We start from the raw sequence: 16512 nt of genomic DNA, 5'->3' as shown, positions 1-16512 counted from the left end.
GTCCGGGATATCCGGCGACATCAACCGCAAGAGGGTTTTGGAATGTCTATCGCAGAATGAAGGCGCCTACTGCCAGAATAAGCACGAACAGGATCAGCGCAGAGAAGAAGCCGCCCGCGAAGAAGCCGAAAGCCATCGCCAGGAGAAGCGCGCCGCAGAAGAGCGAGCCATATTTGGCCAGCGCCAGGAAGCCCGCATAGGTGCGGTCATGCTCGGCATAGTCCATCTTCGCGCCCAGTTCTACAGGACCGCTCGGCGTGTGCTCAGCCATAGGAATACCCCTTCGAAGACATCTTTCAGGCACATACCGAAAAGCTGGGCGCAGGGCAATGGCGCTATTGCCGCATCGCAGCCGACAACTCCCTCAAGGGAAAATTGAAACTGGCGGTCGATGCCCGCGGGGATGGCTTTTGCGCGAGGCCCTGCCCAGCGTCTCAGCCAACAAGGTGAGGAAAAAGCCCGAGCAGCCCAACCACAATCAGATAGAGCGCGACGATGTAGTTCAGGAGCCGCGGCATGATCAGGATCAGCACGCCGGCGATCAGCGAAATCAGCGGTGTGAGCGCGAGCGAGTGGATGGTCATGACCGTATTCCTTCCCACGAACAATGCGACAGGAGCCCGGGGCGAAATGCCCGTTGGGCAGGATCGCGGCGATACTCGATGGCGATGCCGCTCCCTATAACGGCGAAGCCGCGGGAAGGTTCAGATACAAGGACGACCGTTCAAGCAGCATCGCGATAGTATTTCGCCGTCGGCACTATGGACAGCGGCGTCAGCCGGTTGATGGCCGGATTGGCGAACATCATCCGCTGTTCCACGGCTGTCGACTTAAAGAACGGGAACCGTTCGAGTGTCTGGCGCAAGTTTTCGCCGCAGGGGATTTCGAACAGAGCGATCGGGGCAAGGACACCCGGGAACACCTTGCCCTCTGTCCTCTGAATGGCATGGAAGATACGAGCATAGTAAGCGGAATGCTCGATCTTGATCGGTGTAAGCACTGCAGTGAGACCAAAGTAAGAGGCGGCCACCATGCCAAGCCGGAGCGTCAGAAAAGGGAGAACTCCGGGCGCGGGCGCACTGTCGGCATCGGTTGCGAAGCGAGTCCCGTCGATGAACGTCTCTCCGCGGGCAAGCCGCTCGGCCAATATTTCCGGATAGGCGTCGACGGACGGTGAATAAGGGTGCTCTCGGGAAATGTAGTGGAGCCGTAACGTGCTGACCAGGTGTCCATCGAAATAGACGCCGAACCTATAGGAATTCGGCAGATTATCCCAGCGATCCTCGAACATCCCGCTGGCGATCGGGCCGCACATGCCCGATTGCAGGTAGGATTGATAGCGAAGGCGGTATATCGCCTCCAGGTCCTCGCCTCCAGTGATGAGACGGTAGTCGACATGCTCCAGCAATTGCATGATCGACTGGTTCAGCGCCGACCCAGCATTGGAACTGGCGCCAGCCCGCGCATCGTTTCTCGCAGCATCCATTCTCAAGTCCTCGTATCCGCCGGTAGACAGGCTATGCGAGTTGAAATGAGACACAAGCCGAAAATCGGACCCAACTGGTTTACCACTTGTTAACCTTAACAGCCGGAGATCCTTGGCTGCGGGGTGGTTGCTGAAGGAGCAGCCTGGACGTTCTAATCCAAGCCTTCCATTCCTATGAAGGGCGCTGCAAAGTTGGGCGCGAAAAGGACTGGAGCGTTCCGCTTTGACAGATGCACCGAGCCGGTCAAACCTTTTCGCTTCTTCAAAATCGGACCAAAACTACTGCGCGCTTTGCTTGGATTTTTTCGCGGCCGATAGAATATTCCGGCCCGCACCCGCGACACGATCCAAGCAACGCGCTTATCAACTTCGGAGTGGCAAGAGATATACGATGAAAAGCTAGCCGACTGTGCGCTTGGCGGCGAGACGCAAATCCGCGGCAAACGGCCAGGTGACGTTCGACATCGTTTCGATGCCCGACGCGCTGAGCGCAGCGCCGAACAGGAAGCCTTGGACAAGATCCGGCTTCACCGAATGCATGAGGACCTTAAGCTGCTCGAATGTTTCCACGCCTTCGATGGTGACGGTGAGCCCCAGGACACGGGTCAGGTCGACGACGCCCTTCAACAGCTCGAGCGAGCGCGGGTTGTGGGTGACGTCCATCACGAACGACCGGTCGATCTTGATCTTGTCGAGCGGAAGCTTGTGGAGATAGCTCAGGCTTGAATAGCCGGTGCCGAAATCGTCGAGGGCGATGCGGACGCCAAGCTGCTTCAGTTCCTCGATATACTGGCGGGTCAGGGATTTGTCGTCGAGCAGCGCGGTTTCCGTGACTTCGATCTCCAGGCGGCTAGCGTCGAGGCCGGAGTTCGCCAACGCATCGCGCACCTTTTGGATGACGTCGCGGCTGCGGAAATCCCTTGCCGAGAGATTGACCGAGACGCTGGTCTGGTCAGGCCATTTGGCGCATTCGGTGCAAGCTGCATGCAGCACAAAGGTGCTGATCTCGGAAATGATGCCCATCTCCTCGGCCAGCGGAATGAAGATCCCGGGCGAAATTGGTCCGAGATCGGGATGGTCCCAACGGCAGAGCGCCTCGCAGCTGGCGATGCGCATGGTATTCATCGCCACGATCGGCTGGTAGACGACCCGCAGTTCCCTGCCTTCCACGGCGCTGCGCAGATCCGCCTTCATCAGCTGGCGATTGCGGAAAGCGGCATCCATCGCCGCCTCGAACAGCCGCCAACCGTTCTTGCCGAGTTCCTTGGCCTTGTAGAGCGCCAGGTCCGCCTTGACGATCATGGCGTCAACATCGGTTCCGCCGACCTTGGACAGCACCGCGCCGGCGCTGGCCTGAATCCGCAACCCGTGGCCCGCCACGTCGACTTCTCCCTGCAACTCGGCGAAAATCTGGTCGAGCAGGCTCTCCAGATGGCTTTCGTCATCGATGCGGTCGAAGAACAGCATGAACTCGTCGCCTCCGAAGCGGCTGACGGTAAGGCCCTGCCCGGCGATGGCCGCCAGCCGGTCCGCCACGGCGTAGATCAGCCCGTCGCCGACGGGATGGCCGAGCGTGTCGTTGACGCTCTTGAAATCGTCGAGATCGATCACGGCGAGACCGCACAGGCGATCCCGGTCGCCGGAGGCCATCAGTTCGCCGACGAGTTCGTGGAAATAGGCGCGGTTGGGAAGGCCGGTGAGATTGTCGTAGCGCGCCATGAAACGGATCTTTTCCTCCGCCTCAACGCGCGCCGTGACATCCTCGAAGGTGATCACGCCGAGTTCCTGGCTGCCTTCGCGCGCGGAGAATTCGTAATGCTGGCCGTTGGCGAGCGAAACAAGCACCTTGCGGTCCCTGCCCTCGCGCAACGCGCGCGTCAGCTGCGCCTCGACGTAGCGGCAGTCCTTCGGCGCCAACATTCCGCCGGCGACGCCGCGCATCAGAAGGCCGTGGATGGAGCGCCCGAGCAGCGCGTCGGCCGATTTCAGCGACATCAGGTGGGCGGCCTCTGCGTTGGCGACCGCGACGCGCCCATCAGGGCCAAGCATGACCAGGCCGTGCGACATGGTGTTGAGCGCGCGGTCGAACTTGCGCGTTATGCTTTTCGCCTGCTTGTGGCCGATGACCGCCGAAAACAGTACATTGCGAACATGGTCGGCGCTGTTGATGGTAATAAACGTCATCGGGAAGATCATTAGACCGAGGACCACGGACGGTGCATCCAGACGCAGCAGCAGCGCTAGCGCCGCCGGACCGATGAAGGTTACCGAAAAAATCCGCACCATGCGCGGAGACCCGTAATTGCGGGCGACAACCGTGACCAGGGTCGCCAGGGTCAGCGACATTGCCGCCAGTTCGGCGAATGGGTCGGGATACACATAGATCGACACGAAGCACAGCGCACCCAATCCGAGGCCCTGCAAGCAGCCCTTGAGGATGTAACTGCGCTCCAATCGGTGTGCGTGTTCGACATCGGCAATCACGCCGCCCGTCTTCAAAAAGCTGCGGATACCGAAATAACGCAGAAGGCTGATCGGCAGCAGAATAAAAGAAAAGGCCAGAAACAACGGATTTTGCGTGCGCAGATAGATCATGAATCCAAGGATCCAGTAGCACGCGCCACCGATCACCAACATGTGCGCGTTGTCGAACAACGACCGCACAAATTGGATATAGACATCCGCGGGGATGCTTTCGGTCTTTGTTTTGCCCATATGATCGGCCCAACGCTAAGCCTTGTCATGCCACAACCGCCTTAAGAAAGGCTTAGACAGAGGGCTTAAGCTATGGCTTCGGCCCGCACGCCGCGACGAGAGGAAGCTGCGGCAGGCTTCGGGCCCGAGTGGGGAAATCACTCAGCTGCACTGAGAACCGGTACCGGCATGGTTTGGGTCAGTCGCTGGAGCAGTCTGGAGCGCTCGCCCGCCGCCTTTTCGGCGCTTGCCTGCCGGACATGGCCATAGCCGCGGATCAGCCCCGGGACCGAGACCAGGGCTGCCGCGGCCTCGATCTTGCCCGGCGCCAGCAAGCTGGCCACGAGCTGTAGATCGGCCTCGTACTGCGCCAGCAATTGCCGCTCCATGCGCCGCTCGGCGGTATAGCCGAACAGGTCGAAAGCCGTGCCGCGCAGGCCCTTCATCGCGGCCAGCAGGCGAAAGCCTTTCATCATCCAAGGGCCGAAGCTCGATTTCCTGGGTTTGCCGTCATTGCCGCGACGTCCCATGATCGGCGGGGCGAGATGGAATTCAAGTTTCTCGTAGCTCTGGAACTGCTTGCCAAGCTCGGCTGCGAAGGAGCCGTCGGTATAGAGCCGCGCAACCTCGTATTCGTCTTTGATCGCCATCAGCTTGAACAGGCTTTTGGCGGCGGCTTCGGTCACGTCGGTCGAACCCGGCACGGCCTTCGTTTCTGACGCTTGCAGCGTCGATATCCTGTCGGCGTAGCGCTTGGCGTAAGCAGCGTTCTCATAGGCCGTGAGGAAGGCAACGCGGCGGGCGATGATATCGTCCAGTGTCTCGGCGACCGGACCGGCCTGTCCGGCCTTGTCGCCGAGGGTTGGGGACGGCTGGGCGATGAGGCCGCGTACGAAATCCGGCTGATGCGCGGCGCGGCGGCCCCAGCGGAAAGCAGCGATGTTCATCGCCACCGCTTCGCCGTTCAATTCGATTGCCTTTTCGACGGCTTCGGCCGAGAGCGGCAGACCGCCGTACTGGAAGGCAAAGCCGAGCATGAACATGTTGGCGCCCAGCGAATTGCCGAACAGGGCTGTGGCGGTGCGGGTGGCGTCGAAGAAATGCGCCTTGTCGTCACCGGCCGCTGAGCGGATAGCCTTCTTCAGGCGCTCGATCGGCAGCGAGAAATCGGCCGATCGGGCAAATTCGCCTGGCATGATCTCGGTGGTGTTGGCGAGGAATATCGTATGCCCCTCTCGCACCGCCGTCAGCACCTTCTTGGCGCCCGACACGACGAGATCGCAGCCGAGCACGAGGTCGGCCTTCCCCGCCGAAACGCGGATGGCATTAATGTCTTCGGGTGTGCGGGCGATGCGGACATGGGTGAACACCGAGCCGCCCTTCTGGGCGAGGCCGGCCATGTCGATCATGCCGCAGCCCTTGTTCTCGAGATGCGCCGCCATGCCGAGGACGGCACCGACGGTGACGACGCCGGTGCCGCCTACGCCGTCGATAATCGCCGCCCAGCCCTCGACGCCGAGCGGGAATTCGGCTGGCATCGGCACGCCTTCAAGCGGGTCGGTCCCGCCAGCCAGGCCCTCGGCCTTGCGGATCTTGGCACCGTGCACGGTGACGAAGGACGGGCAGAAGCCGTTGACGCAGGAGAAATCCTTGTTGCAGCTCGACTGGTCGATCTTGCGCTTGCGGCCGAATTCGGTCTCGACCGGCTGGATCGAGACGCAGTTCGACTGCACGCCACAATCGCCGCAGCCTTCGCAGACCAGTTCATTGATGAACACCCGCTTGTCGGGATCGGGAAAGGTGCCGCGCTTGCGACGACGGCGCTTTTCGGCGGCGCAGGTCTGGTCGTAGAGCAGGATCGATACGCCCTTGACGTCGCGCAGCTCGCGCTGGACGAGGTCGAGGTCGTCGCGGTGGTGGATAGTGGCGCCGGCCGGGAATTCAACCTTCCCGGCATATTTGTCGGGTTCGTCGGTGACGATGGCGATGCGGTCGACGCCCTCTGCCCGCACCTGCCTGGCGATCATGTCCACGGTCAGCCCGCCCTCATGCGGCTGGCCGCCAGTCATGGCGACGGCGTCGTTGTAGAGGATCTTGTAGGTGATGTTGGCCTCGCTCGACAGGGCGAAGCGGATCGCCAGCGTGCCGGAATGGTTGTAGGTGCCGTCGCCGAGATTCTGGAAGATGTGGTCGCGCCTGGAGAACGGCGCCTGGCCGACCCATTGCGCTCCCTCGCCGCCCATGGCGGTAAAGCCAACTGTGTTACGATCCATCCACAGCGCCATGAAGTGGCAGCCGATGCCGGCGGCGGCGATCGAGCCGTCCGGCACCTTGGTCGAGGAATTGTGCGGACAGCCCGAACAGAAGAAGGGTGTGCGCGAGCCGATGTCGGAGGCATCGGCCAGCATCGCCTGGAACTGGCGTAGCTTGGCTACCCTGGCCGAAATCTCTTCGGACGGGCCGATGGTCTTCAGGATCCTCTCGCCGAGCGCAATGGCGATCTCGTTGGGGTCGAGCGCCCCCTTGGCTGGAAACAGCCAGTCGCCGCGCTCGTCCTTCTTGCCGACGATGACCGGCTGCGAGGCCGTGCCGTAAAGGCTTTCGCGCAGTTGCACCTCGATCAGCGAGCGTTTCTCCTCGACGACAACGATGGTGTCGAGACCGCGCGCGAAGTCGGCGATGTGCTGCAGGTCGAGCGGCCAGGGGCAGCCGACCTTGAACAGCCGCACGCCGATGCGGTTGGCGGCCGCCTCGTCGACGCCGATATCCTCCAGCGCCTGGCGGACGTCGAGATAGCTCTTGCCCAGCGTGATGATGCCGAGTTTCGGATTGCGGCCGCCCGAATAGACGATCCTGTTCAGCCCATTGGCATGGATGAAGGCGGAGGCCGCGGCACGCTTGTGCTCATACAGCCGTTCTTCCTGGCCGAGCATGTCGATCTCGTGGCGGATGTTGAGGCCGCCCGGCGGCATATCGAAATCCGGGACGACGATGTTCAACCGTTCGAGCGAGGCATCGACCGAAGCCGTCGATTCGATGTTGTCCTTAACGCATTTGATCGCCGCCCAGGTGCCGGCGAAGCGCGACATGGCAAAGCCGTACAGGCCGTAGTCGATAATCTCCTGGACACCGGCCGGATTGAGGATCGGAACCATGGTGTCGACGAAGAGGAATTCGGTGGCGTGCGCATTGGTCGAGGATTCGGCCATGTGGTCGTCGCCCATGAGCGCAAGGACGCCGCCATGTCTGGACGAGCCGGCGAGATTGGCGTGGCGGAACACGTCGCCCGAACGATCGACGCCCGGCCCCTTGCCGTACCAGACCGAAAAAACGCCATCATGGGTGCCCTCGCCCAGCAGTTCCGTCTGCTGCGAGCCCCAGCAGGCGGTGGCGGCCAGCTCTTCGTTGAGGCCGGGCTGGAAAACGATGTCGGCCCCGGCGAGCTGCTTTTTCGCCTTCCACAGCTGCATGTCGAGACCGCCGAGCGGCGACCCGCGATAGCCGGAGACGAAGCCTGCCGTGTTCAGGCCGGCGCGGCGGTCCCGCTCGCGCTGCATCAGGAGCATGCGGATGACCGCCTGAGCGCCGGACAGGAAGATGCGCTCCTTTCCAAGATCGAACTTGTCGTCGAGCGCGACATCATGCAGCGTCATCAGGCATTTCCTCTGCGAAGGCCGCGCGGGGCAGCAGCCAACGTCGGGATCGGATGACGCATCCTTTCTTCCCTTGCAAGGCAGGTCAAACAAAATCGAAAGGCCCGGCCAAGGCGCGACAAACAGTTCGGCGGGCGCTGGACCACGCGTGAAACGGTGCGCCGACAGCGCGATGGCGCACGAAATTTCCAGCCGAACTCGATGCCGTCGGAAGGTGTCAGCCGGCTTTCGAGCAGTCCGGCTTCGGCTCGCCCGGGAGCTTGCCGTCGGGATGGCCGACAAGGGCGGGATTGGCCGTGTAGAGCTGGTCGATGACCAGCGGCCGATCGGGCAGGATGGACTGGTCTTCCGTCGACATCAGCGTGGTGTCGAGGGTCTGCAGGACCGCGCCGTCGGCGCCCTTGATGCTGATGGCGATGGCATAGGGCTTGTTCTTGACGACGCAGGTCAGCGCCGGGCTTTCCAGGCTGACCTTGTCGAGCTTTGGCCAGATCTTCTGCTCGACCACGATGGGATCACCACCGGCGGGGTTCTGGAAGCTGGCAACCGCCACCTGACCCTCGCCCATCGGCCGCAAGGGCCTCAGCGTCACGACATAAGTCGCCCTGGCGAGGCGGTAGTTGAAGACGAATATCTTGCCGGAAACTTCGAACAGCTTGCCTTCACCGCCGGTATCCCGGCAAGCGCCAAGCGTCATCGCCGCAATCAGTGCCGCGCCAACAACCGTCGAGCGGGAAAGAACTCTAGGCATTCCTGACCTCATTGGCCGCCATGCGGCGGCGATAGTGACGGCTTGCCTTTTGCCTGTTGCCGCACACCGCCATGTCGCACCAAAGGCGGCTGGAATTGCGGCTTCTGTCGACGAACAGCCAGGTGCAATTGGGACAGATCCTGAGCCTCGCTATGGTGTCGTCACGCAGCAGGGAAAGCGCCGAAACCGCCAGTGCCGCCTCGAAGGCGATCGGCGTCGCCGGATCGCCGAACGGCCGTCCCCGCGCCCCGATCTCGGTCTCGCCGGCGGCCAGGCCGTCGGCGCAGGACCGCAGGAATTCCGGCAGATCGGCGGTGGCGACCGCGCCTTTCGACACAGCGCCTCGAAACAGCCTATCAGTCGTCTCGCGGATCGACAGCACGACGGGCGCGATTGCCGCCGGCGAGGGCACCGCCAGCCGCCTGTCGCCAAGCTCGGCGGCGCGAAAGCCGCTGGCCGCGTCGGCGAAGCGGGCGATTTCGGCCGGATCGTCGAAGCGGTCGAACGTGCGCTCCGGATCGCCTCGCAGCACGACGGTGTTCGCCGTGTCGAGCGCGAGCAGACCGCCGGTGAAGCGGTGAGGAGTCCAGGCGACTGTCATTTCCGAAAATCTAACCGATAAATCGCGTTTGACAAGTTAGATTCGACGATGCAAAGCTCGGATGCGCAGGGGTATTGTCGCCTTGTCCGCTCCGCGCCTGTCCTATTTCCCTCTTGGGCGGGATGCTTCTGGTGTAGTCGAGCATGTTTTACTTCTTCCAGCAGGTGCTGAACGGGCTGCATTCGGGTGCGCTCTATGCGCTGCTCGCATTCGGCTATGTGCTGACCAACGGCATTCTGCACCGCACCAACCTCGCCTTCGGGGCGCTGTTTGCCTTTTGCGGCCAGGCAATGATCCTGAGCGTCGCCTTCGGCTACCAGGTGCTGTGGCTGACGCTGCTGGCTTCGGTGCTGTTCGGCGTCCTCGCGGCGTTCCTCTATGCGGCGCTCATCAGCCATGTCCTGTCGCGCGGCGTCTTCGAGCCGTTGGCCGACCGATCGCCCAACGCCATCGTGGTGACGACACTTGGCATCCTGCTCGTCCTGTCGGAAGCAAGCCGCATCGCCGCCGACACGCATGATCTATGGCTGCCGCCGATGCTGGCCGAGCCCGTCGTTTTCGCCGAAGGTTCCGGATTCAAGGCGACGCTGACGCTGATCCAGGTGCTCGACTGCGCCGTGGTCGTGGCGGCGGTTGCCCTCGCCACCTGGGCATTTGCCCGCTCAAACTTCGGCCGGTGCTGGCGCGCCGTCTCCGACGACCCCAGGGCCGCCGCGCTGTGCGGCGTCGACGTGCGCGGCGTGTTCCGGCGTGCCGTACTGTTTGGCGGCTTCTGCGCCGCGCTGGCCGGGGTCATGGCCAGCCTCTACTACGGCAATGTCAGCTTCGGTTCCGGCCTTGTCTACGGTCTGAAGATCCTGTTCGTGACGGCCGTCGGCGGTTATCTCTCGCCGCCAAAGGCGGCGCTGGGCGCGGCCGTTTTCGGCATGGCCGAATCACTGTGGGCCGGCTATTTCCCAGTCGAATGGCGAGATGCCTGGATGTATCTGTTCCTGGTTGCCATGCTTATCCTGATCGGCGCCGGTCGCGACACCGGCAAGGTCGTCTGATCCCGTCAGACTTTGGTTGCATGACGTTTCGTCAGGCCGCGGTTTTCCAGGGTACCGCGCGCGCCAAATGGCCTGCATCCTTCCTCCCCGTGTTGACCAACCGGACCACGCACTGCATACGGTTGGGCCAGGCGGCGCGACGAAGAAGGGCGATCGCGCGCCACCGCATCAGGGAGGAATGCATGGCAGGGCTTCTCGCTCTATCCAGAACGATCGATCGTATGAACGAGTTCATCGGCAAATCGGTATCCTGGCTGATCCTGCTGGCGATCCTGGTGAGTGCGGCCAACGCTGTCATCCGAAAAGTGTTCGACACCTCGTCCAACGCCTGGCTGGAGCTGCAATGGTACCTTTTCGGCGCCGCCTTCATGCTGGCCGCCGCCTACACGTTGAAACAGAACGAGCATATCCGCATCGACATCGTCTACGGCCTGTTTTCACGCCGCGCGCAGCACTGGATCGACCTCTTCGGCCACCTCTTTTTCCTGATGCCGTTCGTGACGCTGATGGTGTTCTATTTCGTGCCCTACGTGTCGCTGTCCTTTCACAGCGGCGAGATGTCGACCAACGCCGGCGGCCTGATAGTGTGGCCGGCCAAGGCGATCCTGCTGGTCGGCTTTTTCCTGCTCGCGCTGCAGGGCATTTCCGAGATCATCAAGAAGATCGCCATCATGCGCGGCGTCATTGAGGATCCCAACCCATTCATTTCCGTGCACGAACAGGCTGAACTCGAAGCCAAGGCGCTGGCCGAAGAGGTGCGTTCGTGATGGAATTCATCGCCCAGAACATGGCGCCGATCATGTTCGCCTCGCTGATCCTGTTCATGCTGATCGGCTATCCCGTCGCCTTTTCGCTCGCCGCCAACGGTCTGATGTTCTTCTTCATCGGCGTGCTTTTGACGCCCTATTCGGGCGGCGCGATCAATCTCGCCTGGCCGCTGCTCTATGCGCTGCCGGACAATTTCTACGGCAGCCGGGTGATGTCGAACGACACGCTGCTGGCAATCCCATTCTTCACCTTCATGGGCATCGTGCTCGAACGATCCGGCATGGCCGAAGACCTGCTCGACACGATCGGCCAGTTGTTCGGACCCGTCCGAGGCGGCCTCGCCTACGCGGTGATCTTCGTCGGCGCACTGCTGGCGGCGACCACAGGCGTGGTGGCGGCGTCCGTCATCGCCATGGGGCTGATCTCGCTGCCAATCATGCTGCGCTACGGTTACGACCGCCGGGTGGCATCCGGCGTCATCGCTGCCTCGGGCACGCTCGCCCAGATCATTCCGCCGTCGCTGGTGCTGATCGTTCTCGCCGACCAGCTCGGCCGCTCTGTCGGCGACATGTATGCCGGCGCCCTGATCCCCGGCCTGGTGCTGACCGGCCTATACACACTTTACATCGTGATCATGTCGATCGTCCGACCAAAGTCGATGCCGGCCCTGCCGCTCGAGGCGCGGACGCTAGGCCATGGCGTGGTGTCGTTGCTGATCGCGTTGATAGCGGCCATTGCGATCGCCTATGCCGCCTACCGTTACCTAGTGCCCGCTCATGGCGACAATGCCGATATTCTCGGCGCGACGGTCGGCGTCATCTTCATCTACATCGTAGCGATCCTCGACCGCAGCCTGAACATCAACATGATGTCGCGGTTGGCGCAGCAAGTCGTGATCGTGCTGATCCCGCCGCTGGCGCTGATCTTCCTGGTGCTCGGCACTATCTTCCTCGGCATAGCCACCCCAACCGAGGGCGGCGCGATGGGCGCGGTCGGCGCGCTGGCGATGGCGGCAATGAAGGGCCGGCTGTCGATGGATGTGATCAAGCAGGCGCTGGCCTCGACGACGCGGCTGTCGTCCTTCGTGCTGTTCATCCTGATCGGCGCGCGGGTGTTCTCGCTGACCTTCTACGGCGTCAACGGCCAGATCTGGGTCGAGCATCTTTTGACCTCGCTGCCGGGCGGCGAAGTCGGCTTCCTGATCGGCGTCAACATCCTGGTCTTCTTCCTCGCCTTCTTTCTCGATTTCTTCGAACTGGCCTTCATCATCGTGCCGCTACTGGCGCCGGCGGCCGACAAGCTCGGCATCGACCTGATCTGGTTCGGCGTGCTCCTGGGCGTCAACATGCAGACCAGCTTCATGCATCCGCCATTCGGCTTCGCGCTGTTCTACCTGCGCTCGGTCGCCTCCCGCGTGCCCTATCTCGATCGCCTGACCGGCAAGCAGATCGCGCCGGTGACAACGGGCCAGATCTATTGGGGCGCGGTGCCGTTCGTCTGCATCCAGGTGATCATGATCGGCCTGACCATCGCCTTCCCGCAGATGGTGATGCGCTACAAGGGCACGGCCGTCGATTCCGGCACGATCGACTACACGGTTCCCGAGGTGCCCAGCCTGTCGCCGCTCGGCGCGCCGGAAGGTGGCGGCGCGCCTGCCAATAGCGGCGCCGCAACGACGGCACCCGGCACGCCCGATCTGTCGCAGCCGCCGAATTTCGGCGATGCGCCGCCGGCCAAGCCGGCTGCACCCGCGCCGGACCTGTCGCAACCGCCGAGCTTTAATTGATGGAGATGATGCCATGAAAGCCGTGCGGTTGGAGGCAGTAGGCAGCATCTCGTTGCGCGAGATCGCCAAGCCGGTCCCTGGCCCGAACGACCTCCTGGTGCGGATCGAGGCATGCGGTGTCTGCGGCACCGACCGGCATCTTTTCCACGGCGAGTTCCCCTGCAGGCCGCCAGTGACACCCGGGCACGAATTCTCCGGCATCGTCGAGGAAGTCGGCACCGCCGTCTCCGGCTTTGCCGTCGGCGACCGCGTCACCGGCGATCCCAACATCGCCTGCGGGCGCTGCGGCCAATGCCATGCCGGCCGCGTCAATTTATGCAGCAATCTCACCGCCATCGGCATCCACCGCGACGGCGGCTTTGCCGACTATGTGGTGATGCCGCGGAAACAGGCCTTTGTCCTTCCCGCGGATCTGAAGCCAACACATGGTGCTTTCTGCGAGCCGCTCGGCTGCTGCCTGCACGGCGTCGACCTTGCCGAGGTCAGGCCCGGCAGCTCGGTGGTCGTGCTCGGCGGCGGCGTCATTGGCCTGCTTACAGTGCAACTGGCGCGGCTGGCCGGGGCCACCACCATCATCCTGTCGACACGGCAAGCCTCGCGGCGCGCTCTTGCCAGGGAACTCGGTGCGACGGCTTCGGTCGATCCCACCGCCACCGATGTGATCGACGCCATCACCAGTCCGGCCGGACTGATGCCTGGCGGCGCCGACGTGGTGTTCGAATGCGCCGGAGTGCGCGAGACCGTCGAGCAGTCGATGCGGCTGGCAAGGGCGGGCGGCACCGTCGTCATCGTCGGCGTGACGCCGCAAGGCATGAAGGCGGAATTCGAGCCCTTCGACCTGTTGTTCCGCGAACTCAAGGTAGTGGGCTCATTCCTCAATCCCTACACGCATCGCCGCGCCGCCGAGCTTATCGCGGCGGGCGTGATCGAGATCGATCGGCTGATCTCCAGGCAAGTCACGCTTGAGGAGGCGCCAAGGGTGATCGCCAATCCGCCGGCTCCGGGTGAAGTGAAGGTGCTGGTGGTGCCAGCCATGGGCTGAGGTTCAGGCTTCGGGCATTTGGCAATTGCCTTCGCGTCGAGCAAAACAAGCCCCGGAGAACAAAGTGCCCCGGGGCTTCGAAAAGCAAAGTGCGATCGCCTATAGCTTGCCGTTGCGCTGCTGGACCATCATGAAGGTGTCGTAATTGTATTCGGCCACCTGCGCCCAGAGATAGTGCTCCTTGCGGAAGCCCTTGATCGATTCCCAGATCTTCTTGAACGGCGCGTTCGAGGTTTCCATCTCGGCGTAGACCTCGTTGGCCTTCTCGAAGCAGGCGGCCATGATCTCTTGGCTGAATGGGCGCAGTTTGGCGCCGCCGGCCACCAGCCGCTTCACCGCCGGAGGGTTCACATAGTCATATTTCTGCAGCATGTTGGCGTCCGCGGCCTGGGCGCACGTGCGCAGCAGCGACTTGTAGGTCGGCGAAAGCTCGTCGTATTTCGCCTTGTTGAACATCAGGTGGACGGTCGGGCCGCCTTCCCACCAGCCGGGGTAGTAATAGTAGGGCGCGACCTTGTAGAAACCGAGCTTCTCGTCGTCATAGGGGCCGACCCATTCGGCGGCGTCGATGGTGCCCTTTTCCAGCGCCGGGTAGATGTCGCCGCCGGCGATCTGCTGCGGCACGACGCCGAGCTTCTGCACCACTTTGCCGGCAAAGCCGCCGATGCGCATCTTGAGGCCGGAGAGGTCGGCGACGGTATTGATCTCCTTGCGGAACCAGCCACCCATCTGCACGCCGGTGTTGCCGCCCGGCAGGCCAAACAGACCTTGCGTGGCAAGGAACTCATTGAACAGGTCGATGCCGCCGCCGTGGTAGTGCCATGCATTCATGCCGCGCGCGTTGAGCGAAAACGGCACCGCCGCACCCAGCGCCCATGTCGGGTCCTTGCCCCAGTAATAATATGCCACCGTGTGGCAGGCCTCGACCGTGCCGGCCGTAGTGGCGTCGGCGGCCTGCAGGCCGGGAACGAGCTCGCCGGCGGCAAAGACCTGGATCTGGAAATTGCCGTCGGTGGCTTCCGACAGCATCTTGGAGAACACTTCGGCCCCGCCATAGATGGTGTCGAGCGACTTCGGGAAGGACGACGCCAATCGCCACGTCACCTTGGGGTTGGACTGGGCGATTGCCGGTGCGGCGAGCGTGGCCGCCGCCGCGGCTGCGCCGACGCCGGTGACGCCGGCCTTGCGGATAAATGAACGACGATCCATGCAGTTCCTCCCTTTTGGACCAACAAACCGACGCTCGGGGAATCCTCGGGCTCCGCATCGGTTCGCCGAAACAATACACGGGCAAGGAGTCGAGTCCAGCACGGCGGCCGGATTTGGTGTCAAAGCCATGCGACCCTGCAACTATAGTCTAAACAGGCGGTTTCGTGGCCCATGCGACACGCTGAGACTTGGCTGGAAAAACACCATGGGATCGCTTATTTTAAAGGCAGGACATCCCTTGCCAGATGGAAGACAGACACAAAATGCAGCAGCCGCTCGTCGCCATATCGACCGACGTCCGTCAATTCGACAACTACACCTGGCATGCCGCCCCCCAACAATATCTGGAAGCAGCAATCGTAGGTGCCGGCGTTTTCCCACTGCTCGTGCCCTCGTTCGGCGACCGGCTGGACTTCGACGAGCTTCTGTCGTCGGTCGACGGCGTCATGCTGACGGGCTCGAAGTCCAACGTCGACCCCTCGCTCTATGGCGGCGATCCCAGCGAAGCGAACGGGCCCTATGACACCGCGCGCGACTCCACGACCCTGCCGCTGATCCGCAAGGCGATCGAGCGCGGCGTGCCGCTGCTTGCCATCTGCCGCGGCATCCAGGAATTGAACGTGGCGCTCGGCGGCACACTGGGCACCGAGATCCAGGAGCGCGAGGGGTCGCTGGACCACCGTGCGGCGGTGAGCGACAAACAGGATGAGCGCTTCGCCATCCACCAGACCATTTCGATCAAGCCAGGCAGTTGCCTGGCCGGCGTGTTCGGCGCCGGCGACATCAAGGTCAATTCCTTGCATCGCCAGGCGATCGACCGGCTGGGATCGAAGCTCGAGATCGAGGCTGTCGCGACCGACGGCACGGTCGAAGCGGTTTCGGTCAAGGGTGCCCGCGCCTTCGCCCTCGGCGTCCAGTGGCATCCCGAATACTGGGTCAAGTCGGACAGCAATTCCGCCAAGATTTTTCGCGCTTTCGGCGACGCGGTGCGCCTGCATGCCGCCGCGAAAGCCGGCGCACGGGCGGCGGCGGAGTAGTCAGTCTCGGTGTTTCAAGCCACCGCCTGATGCCAGCGACAGCAACGGTAGGACCGGCGCGTAGGATTCGTAGCCATCGCCATCAGCCACGGCAAAGGTGACGATCGGATCGGTGCCGTTGGCGCTGAATGCGACGGTTCCGTCGCTTTGCTCGCGCCAGAATTTCGCCCGCTCGAGGCCCGGCAGGAGCCGTCGGCAATTCGGCGCCACCGTCAGCAGCGACAGGCCATCCGAGACCGTGGCGCCGCGCGTGATCGCGCAGGCGCCCTCATCGCCATTGGCGACCAGCCTGTAGGTATTTGAAGGGGTGGCCTCATTCGCAGCGCTTGCCCCGCTGCCGTCATGAAGCAATTGAATGCCGCCCAATAGCGCGGCGGCGGCGATCAAGGCGGAAAGCGTTTTCATCATTCTTCATCCGGCACACAGGATGAATAAT

14 protein-coding genes are annotated in these 16512 nt (G+C 62.8%); 5 read left to right on the top strand and 9 right to left on the bottom strand.

Annotated features, from left to right (window positions below; all coding sequences use genetic code 11):
* Nucleotides 1–46: 46 nt before the first annotated feature.
* The 7 genes from AC3CB8_RS06425 to AC3CB8_RS06395 all read right to left on the bottom strand — a co-directional run bounded on the left by AC3CB8_RS06425 (nucleotide 47) and on the right by AC3CB8_RS06395 (nucleotide 9185).
* Nucleotides 47–271 (bottom strand): aa3-type cytochrome c oxidase subunit IV, encoded by a 225-nt coding sequence (locus AC3CB8_RS06425; RefSeq protein WP_015314279.1) that lies wholly within the window; start codon nucleotides 269–271, stop codon nucleotides 47–49.
* A 163-nt stretch (nucleotides 272–434) separates the two neighbouring features.
* Nucleotides 435–584 (bottom strand): DUF3096 domain-containing protein, encoded by a 150-nt coding sequence (locus AC3CB8_RS06420; RefSeq protein ID WP_023772413.1) that lies wholly within the window; start codon nucleotides 582–584, stop codon nucleotides 435–437.
* 140 nt (nucleotides 585–724) lie between these two features.
* A complete protein-coding gene (locus tag AC3CB8_RS06415) occupies nucleotides 725–1414 on the bottom strand; it encodes an N-acyl amino acid synthase FeeM domain-containing protein (RefSeq protein ID WP_245273780.1) in 690 nt (229 codons plus the stop codon).
* A gap of 471 nt (nucleotides 1415–1885) precedes the next feature.
* The gene (locus AC3CB8_RS06410; RefSeq protein ID WP_015314282.1) at nucleotides 1886–4201 is read right to left on the bottom strand and encodes a putative bifunctional diguanylate cyclase/phosphodiesterase; all 2316 of its coding nucleotides are present in this window, start codon (nucleotides 4199–4201) and stop codon (nucleotides 1886–1888) included.
* A 137-nt stretch (nucleotides 4202–4338) separates the two neighbouring features.
* Nucleotides 4339–7833: an indolepyruvate ferredoxin oxidoreductase family protein gene (locus AC3CB8_RS06405; protein ID WP_352564299.1), complete on the bottom strand. Its 3495-nt coding sequence runs from the start codon at nucleotides 7831–7833 to the stop codon at nucleotides 4339–4341.
* Between the two features lie 217 nt (nucleotides 7834–8050).
* The gene (locus AC3CB8_RS06400) at nucleotides 8051–8584 is read right to left on the bottom strand and encodes a hypothetical protein (protein ID WP_023792949.1); all 534 of its coding nucleotides are present in this window, start codon (nucleotides 8582–8584) and stop codon (nucleotides 8051–8053) included.
* Nucleotides 8577–9185, bottom strand: a complete 609-nt coding sequence (locus AC3CB8_RS06395; protein WP_023772410.1) for a CGNR zinc finger domain-containing protein — start codon at nucleotides 9183–9185, stop codon at nucleotides 8577–8579. The genes AC3CB8_RS06400 and AC3CB8_RS06395 overlap by 8 nt, the downstream gene beginning before the upstream one ends.
* 143 nt (nucleotides 9186–9328) lie before the next feature.
* On the opposite strand from AC3CB8_RS06395, the gene AC3CB8_RS06390 reads away from it, so the two are divergent.
* The 4 genes from AC3CB8_RS06390 (at nucleotide 9329) to AC3CB8_RS06375 (ending at nucleotide 13830) form a co-directional block, all read left to right on the top strand.
* Nucleotides 9329–10234 carry a branched-chain amino acid ABC transporter permease gene (locus tag AC3CB8_RS06390; RefSeq protein WP_023772409.1) on the top strand — a complete coding sequence of 302 codons (906 nt, stop codon included), beginning with the start codon at nucleotides 9329–9331 and terminating at the stop codon, nucleotides 10232–10234.
* 182 nt (nucleotides 10235–10416) lie between these two features.
* Complete coding sequence (locus AC3CB8_RS06385) at nucleotides 10417–11001, top strand: TRAP transporter small permease subunit (RefSeq protein WP_352564302.1); 585 nt, start codon at nucleotides 10417–10419, stop codon at nucleotides 10999–11001.
* Complete coding sequence (locus AC3CB8_RS06380; protein WP_031251942.1) at nucleotides 11001–12788, top strand: TRAP transporter large permease; 1788 nt, start codon at nucleotides 11001–11003, stop codon at nucleotides 12786–12788. The genes AC3CB8_RS06385 and AC3CB8_RS06380 overlap by 1 nt, the downstream gene beginning before the upstream one ends.
* 13 nt (nucleotides 12789–12801) lie before the next feature.
* Nucleotides 12802–13830 (top strand): zinc-dependent alcohol dehydrogenase family protein, encoded by a 1029-nt coding sequence (locus AC3CB8_RS06375; RefSeq protein WP_352564304.1) that lies wholly within the window; start codon nucleotides 12802–12804, stop codon nucleotides 13828–13830.
* Between the two features lie 99 nt (nucleotides 13831–13929).
* Here AC3CB8_RS06375 and AC3CB8_RS06370 read toward each other — a convergent pair whose 3' ends face one another.
* Nucleotides 13930–15039 carry a TRAP transporter substrate-binding protein gene (locus AC3CB8_RS06370; protein WP_023781713.1) on the bottom strand — a complete coding sequence of 370 codons (1110 nt, stop codon included), beginning with the start codon at nucleotides 15037–15039 and terminating at the stop codon, nucleotides 13930–13932.
* 263 nt (nucleotides 15040–15302) lie between these two features.
* Here AC3CB8_RS06370 and AC3CB8_RS06365 point away from each other — a divergent pair, with 263 nt between their 5' ends.
* Complete coding sequence (locus AC3CB8_RS06365; protein WP_023772405.1) at nucleotides 15303–16076, top strand: gamma-glutamyl-gamma-aminobutyrate hydrolase family protein; 774 nt, start codon at nucleotides 15303–15305, stop codon at nucleotides 16074–16076.
* On the opposite strand, the gene AC3CB8_RS06360 is transcribed toward AC3CB8_RS06365, so the two are convergent.
* Nucleotides 16077–16481 carry a hypothetical protein gene (locus AC3CB8_RS06360; protein WP_032922027.1) on the bottom strand — a complete coding sequence of 135 codons (405 nt, stop codon included), beginning with the start codon at nucleotides 16479–16481 and terminating at the stop codon, nucleotides 16077–16079.
* Nucleotides 16482–16512: the final 31 nt, after the last annotated feature.

This window comes from Mesorhizobium sp. P160927 (genome assembly GCF_057766385.1).
This window is presented reverse-complemented; position numbering and strand designations above follow the sequence as displayed.

Coding starts and splice junctions, on each gene's coding strand:
- AC3CB8_RS06370 (WP_023781713.1), bottom strand. CDS start 15,039: ATGGATCGTCGTTCATTTATCCGCAAGGCCGGCGTCACCGGCGTCGGC.
- AC3CB8_RS06390 (WP_023772409.1), top strand. CDS start 9,329: ATGTTTTACTTCTTCCAGCAGGTGCTGAACGGGCTGCATTCGGGTGCG.
- AC3CB8_RS06420 (WP_023772413.1), bottom strand. CDS start 584: ATGACCATCCACTCGCTCGCGCTCACACCGCTGATTTCGCTGATCGCC.
- AC3CB8_RS06405 (WP_352564299.1), bottom strand. CDS start 7,833: ATGACGCTGCATGATGTCGCGCTCGACGACAAGTTCGATCTTGGAAAG.
- AC3CB8_RS06395 (WP_023772410.1), bottom strand. CDS start 9,185: ATGACAGTCGCCTGGACTCCTCACCGCTTCACCGGCGGTCTGCTCGCG.
- AC3CB8_RS06400 (WP_023792949.1), bottom strand. CDS start 8,584: ATGCCTAGAGTTCTTTCCCGCTCGACGGTTGTTGGCGCGGCACTGATT.
- AC3CB8_RS06375 (WP_352564304.1), top strand. CDS start 12,802: ATGAAAGCCGTGCGGTTGGAGGCAGTAGGCAGCATCTCGTTGCGCGAG.
- AC3CB8_RS06425 (WP_015314279.1), bottom strand. CDS start 271: ATGGCTGAGCACACGCCGAGCGGTCCTGTAGAACTGGGCGCGAAGATG.
- AC3CB8_RS06385 (WP_352564302.1), top strand. CDS start 10,417: ATGGCAGGGCTTCTCGCTCTATCCAGAACGATCGATCGTATGAACGAG.
- AC3CB8_RS06410 (WP_015314282.1), bottom strand. CDS start 4,201: ATGGGCAAAACAAAGACCGAAAGCATCCCCGCGGATGTCTATATCCAA.
- AC3CB8_RS06365 (WP_023772405.1), top strand. CDS start 15,303: ATGCAGCAGCCGCTCGTCGCCATATCGACCGACGTCCGTCAATTCGAC.
- AC3CB8_RS06380 (WP_031251942.1), top strand. CDS start 11,001: ATGGAATTCATCGCCCAGAACATGGCGCCGATCATGTTCGCCTCGCTG.
- AC3CB8_RS06415 (WP_245273780.1), bottom strand. CDS start 1,414: ATGCAATTGCTGGAGCATGTCGACTACCGTCTCATCACTGGAGGCGAG.
- AC3CB8_RS06360 (WP_032922027.1), bottom strand. CDS start 16,481: ATGAAAACGCTTTCCGCCTTGATCGCCGCCGCCGCGCTATTGGGCGGC.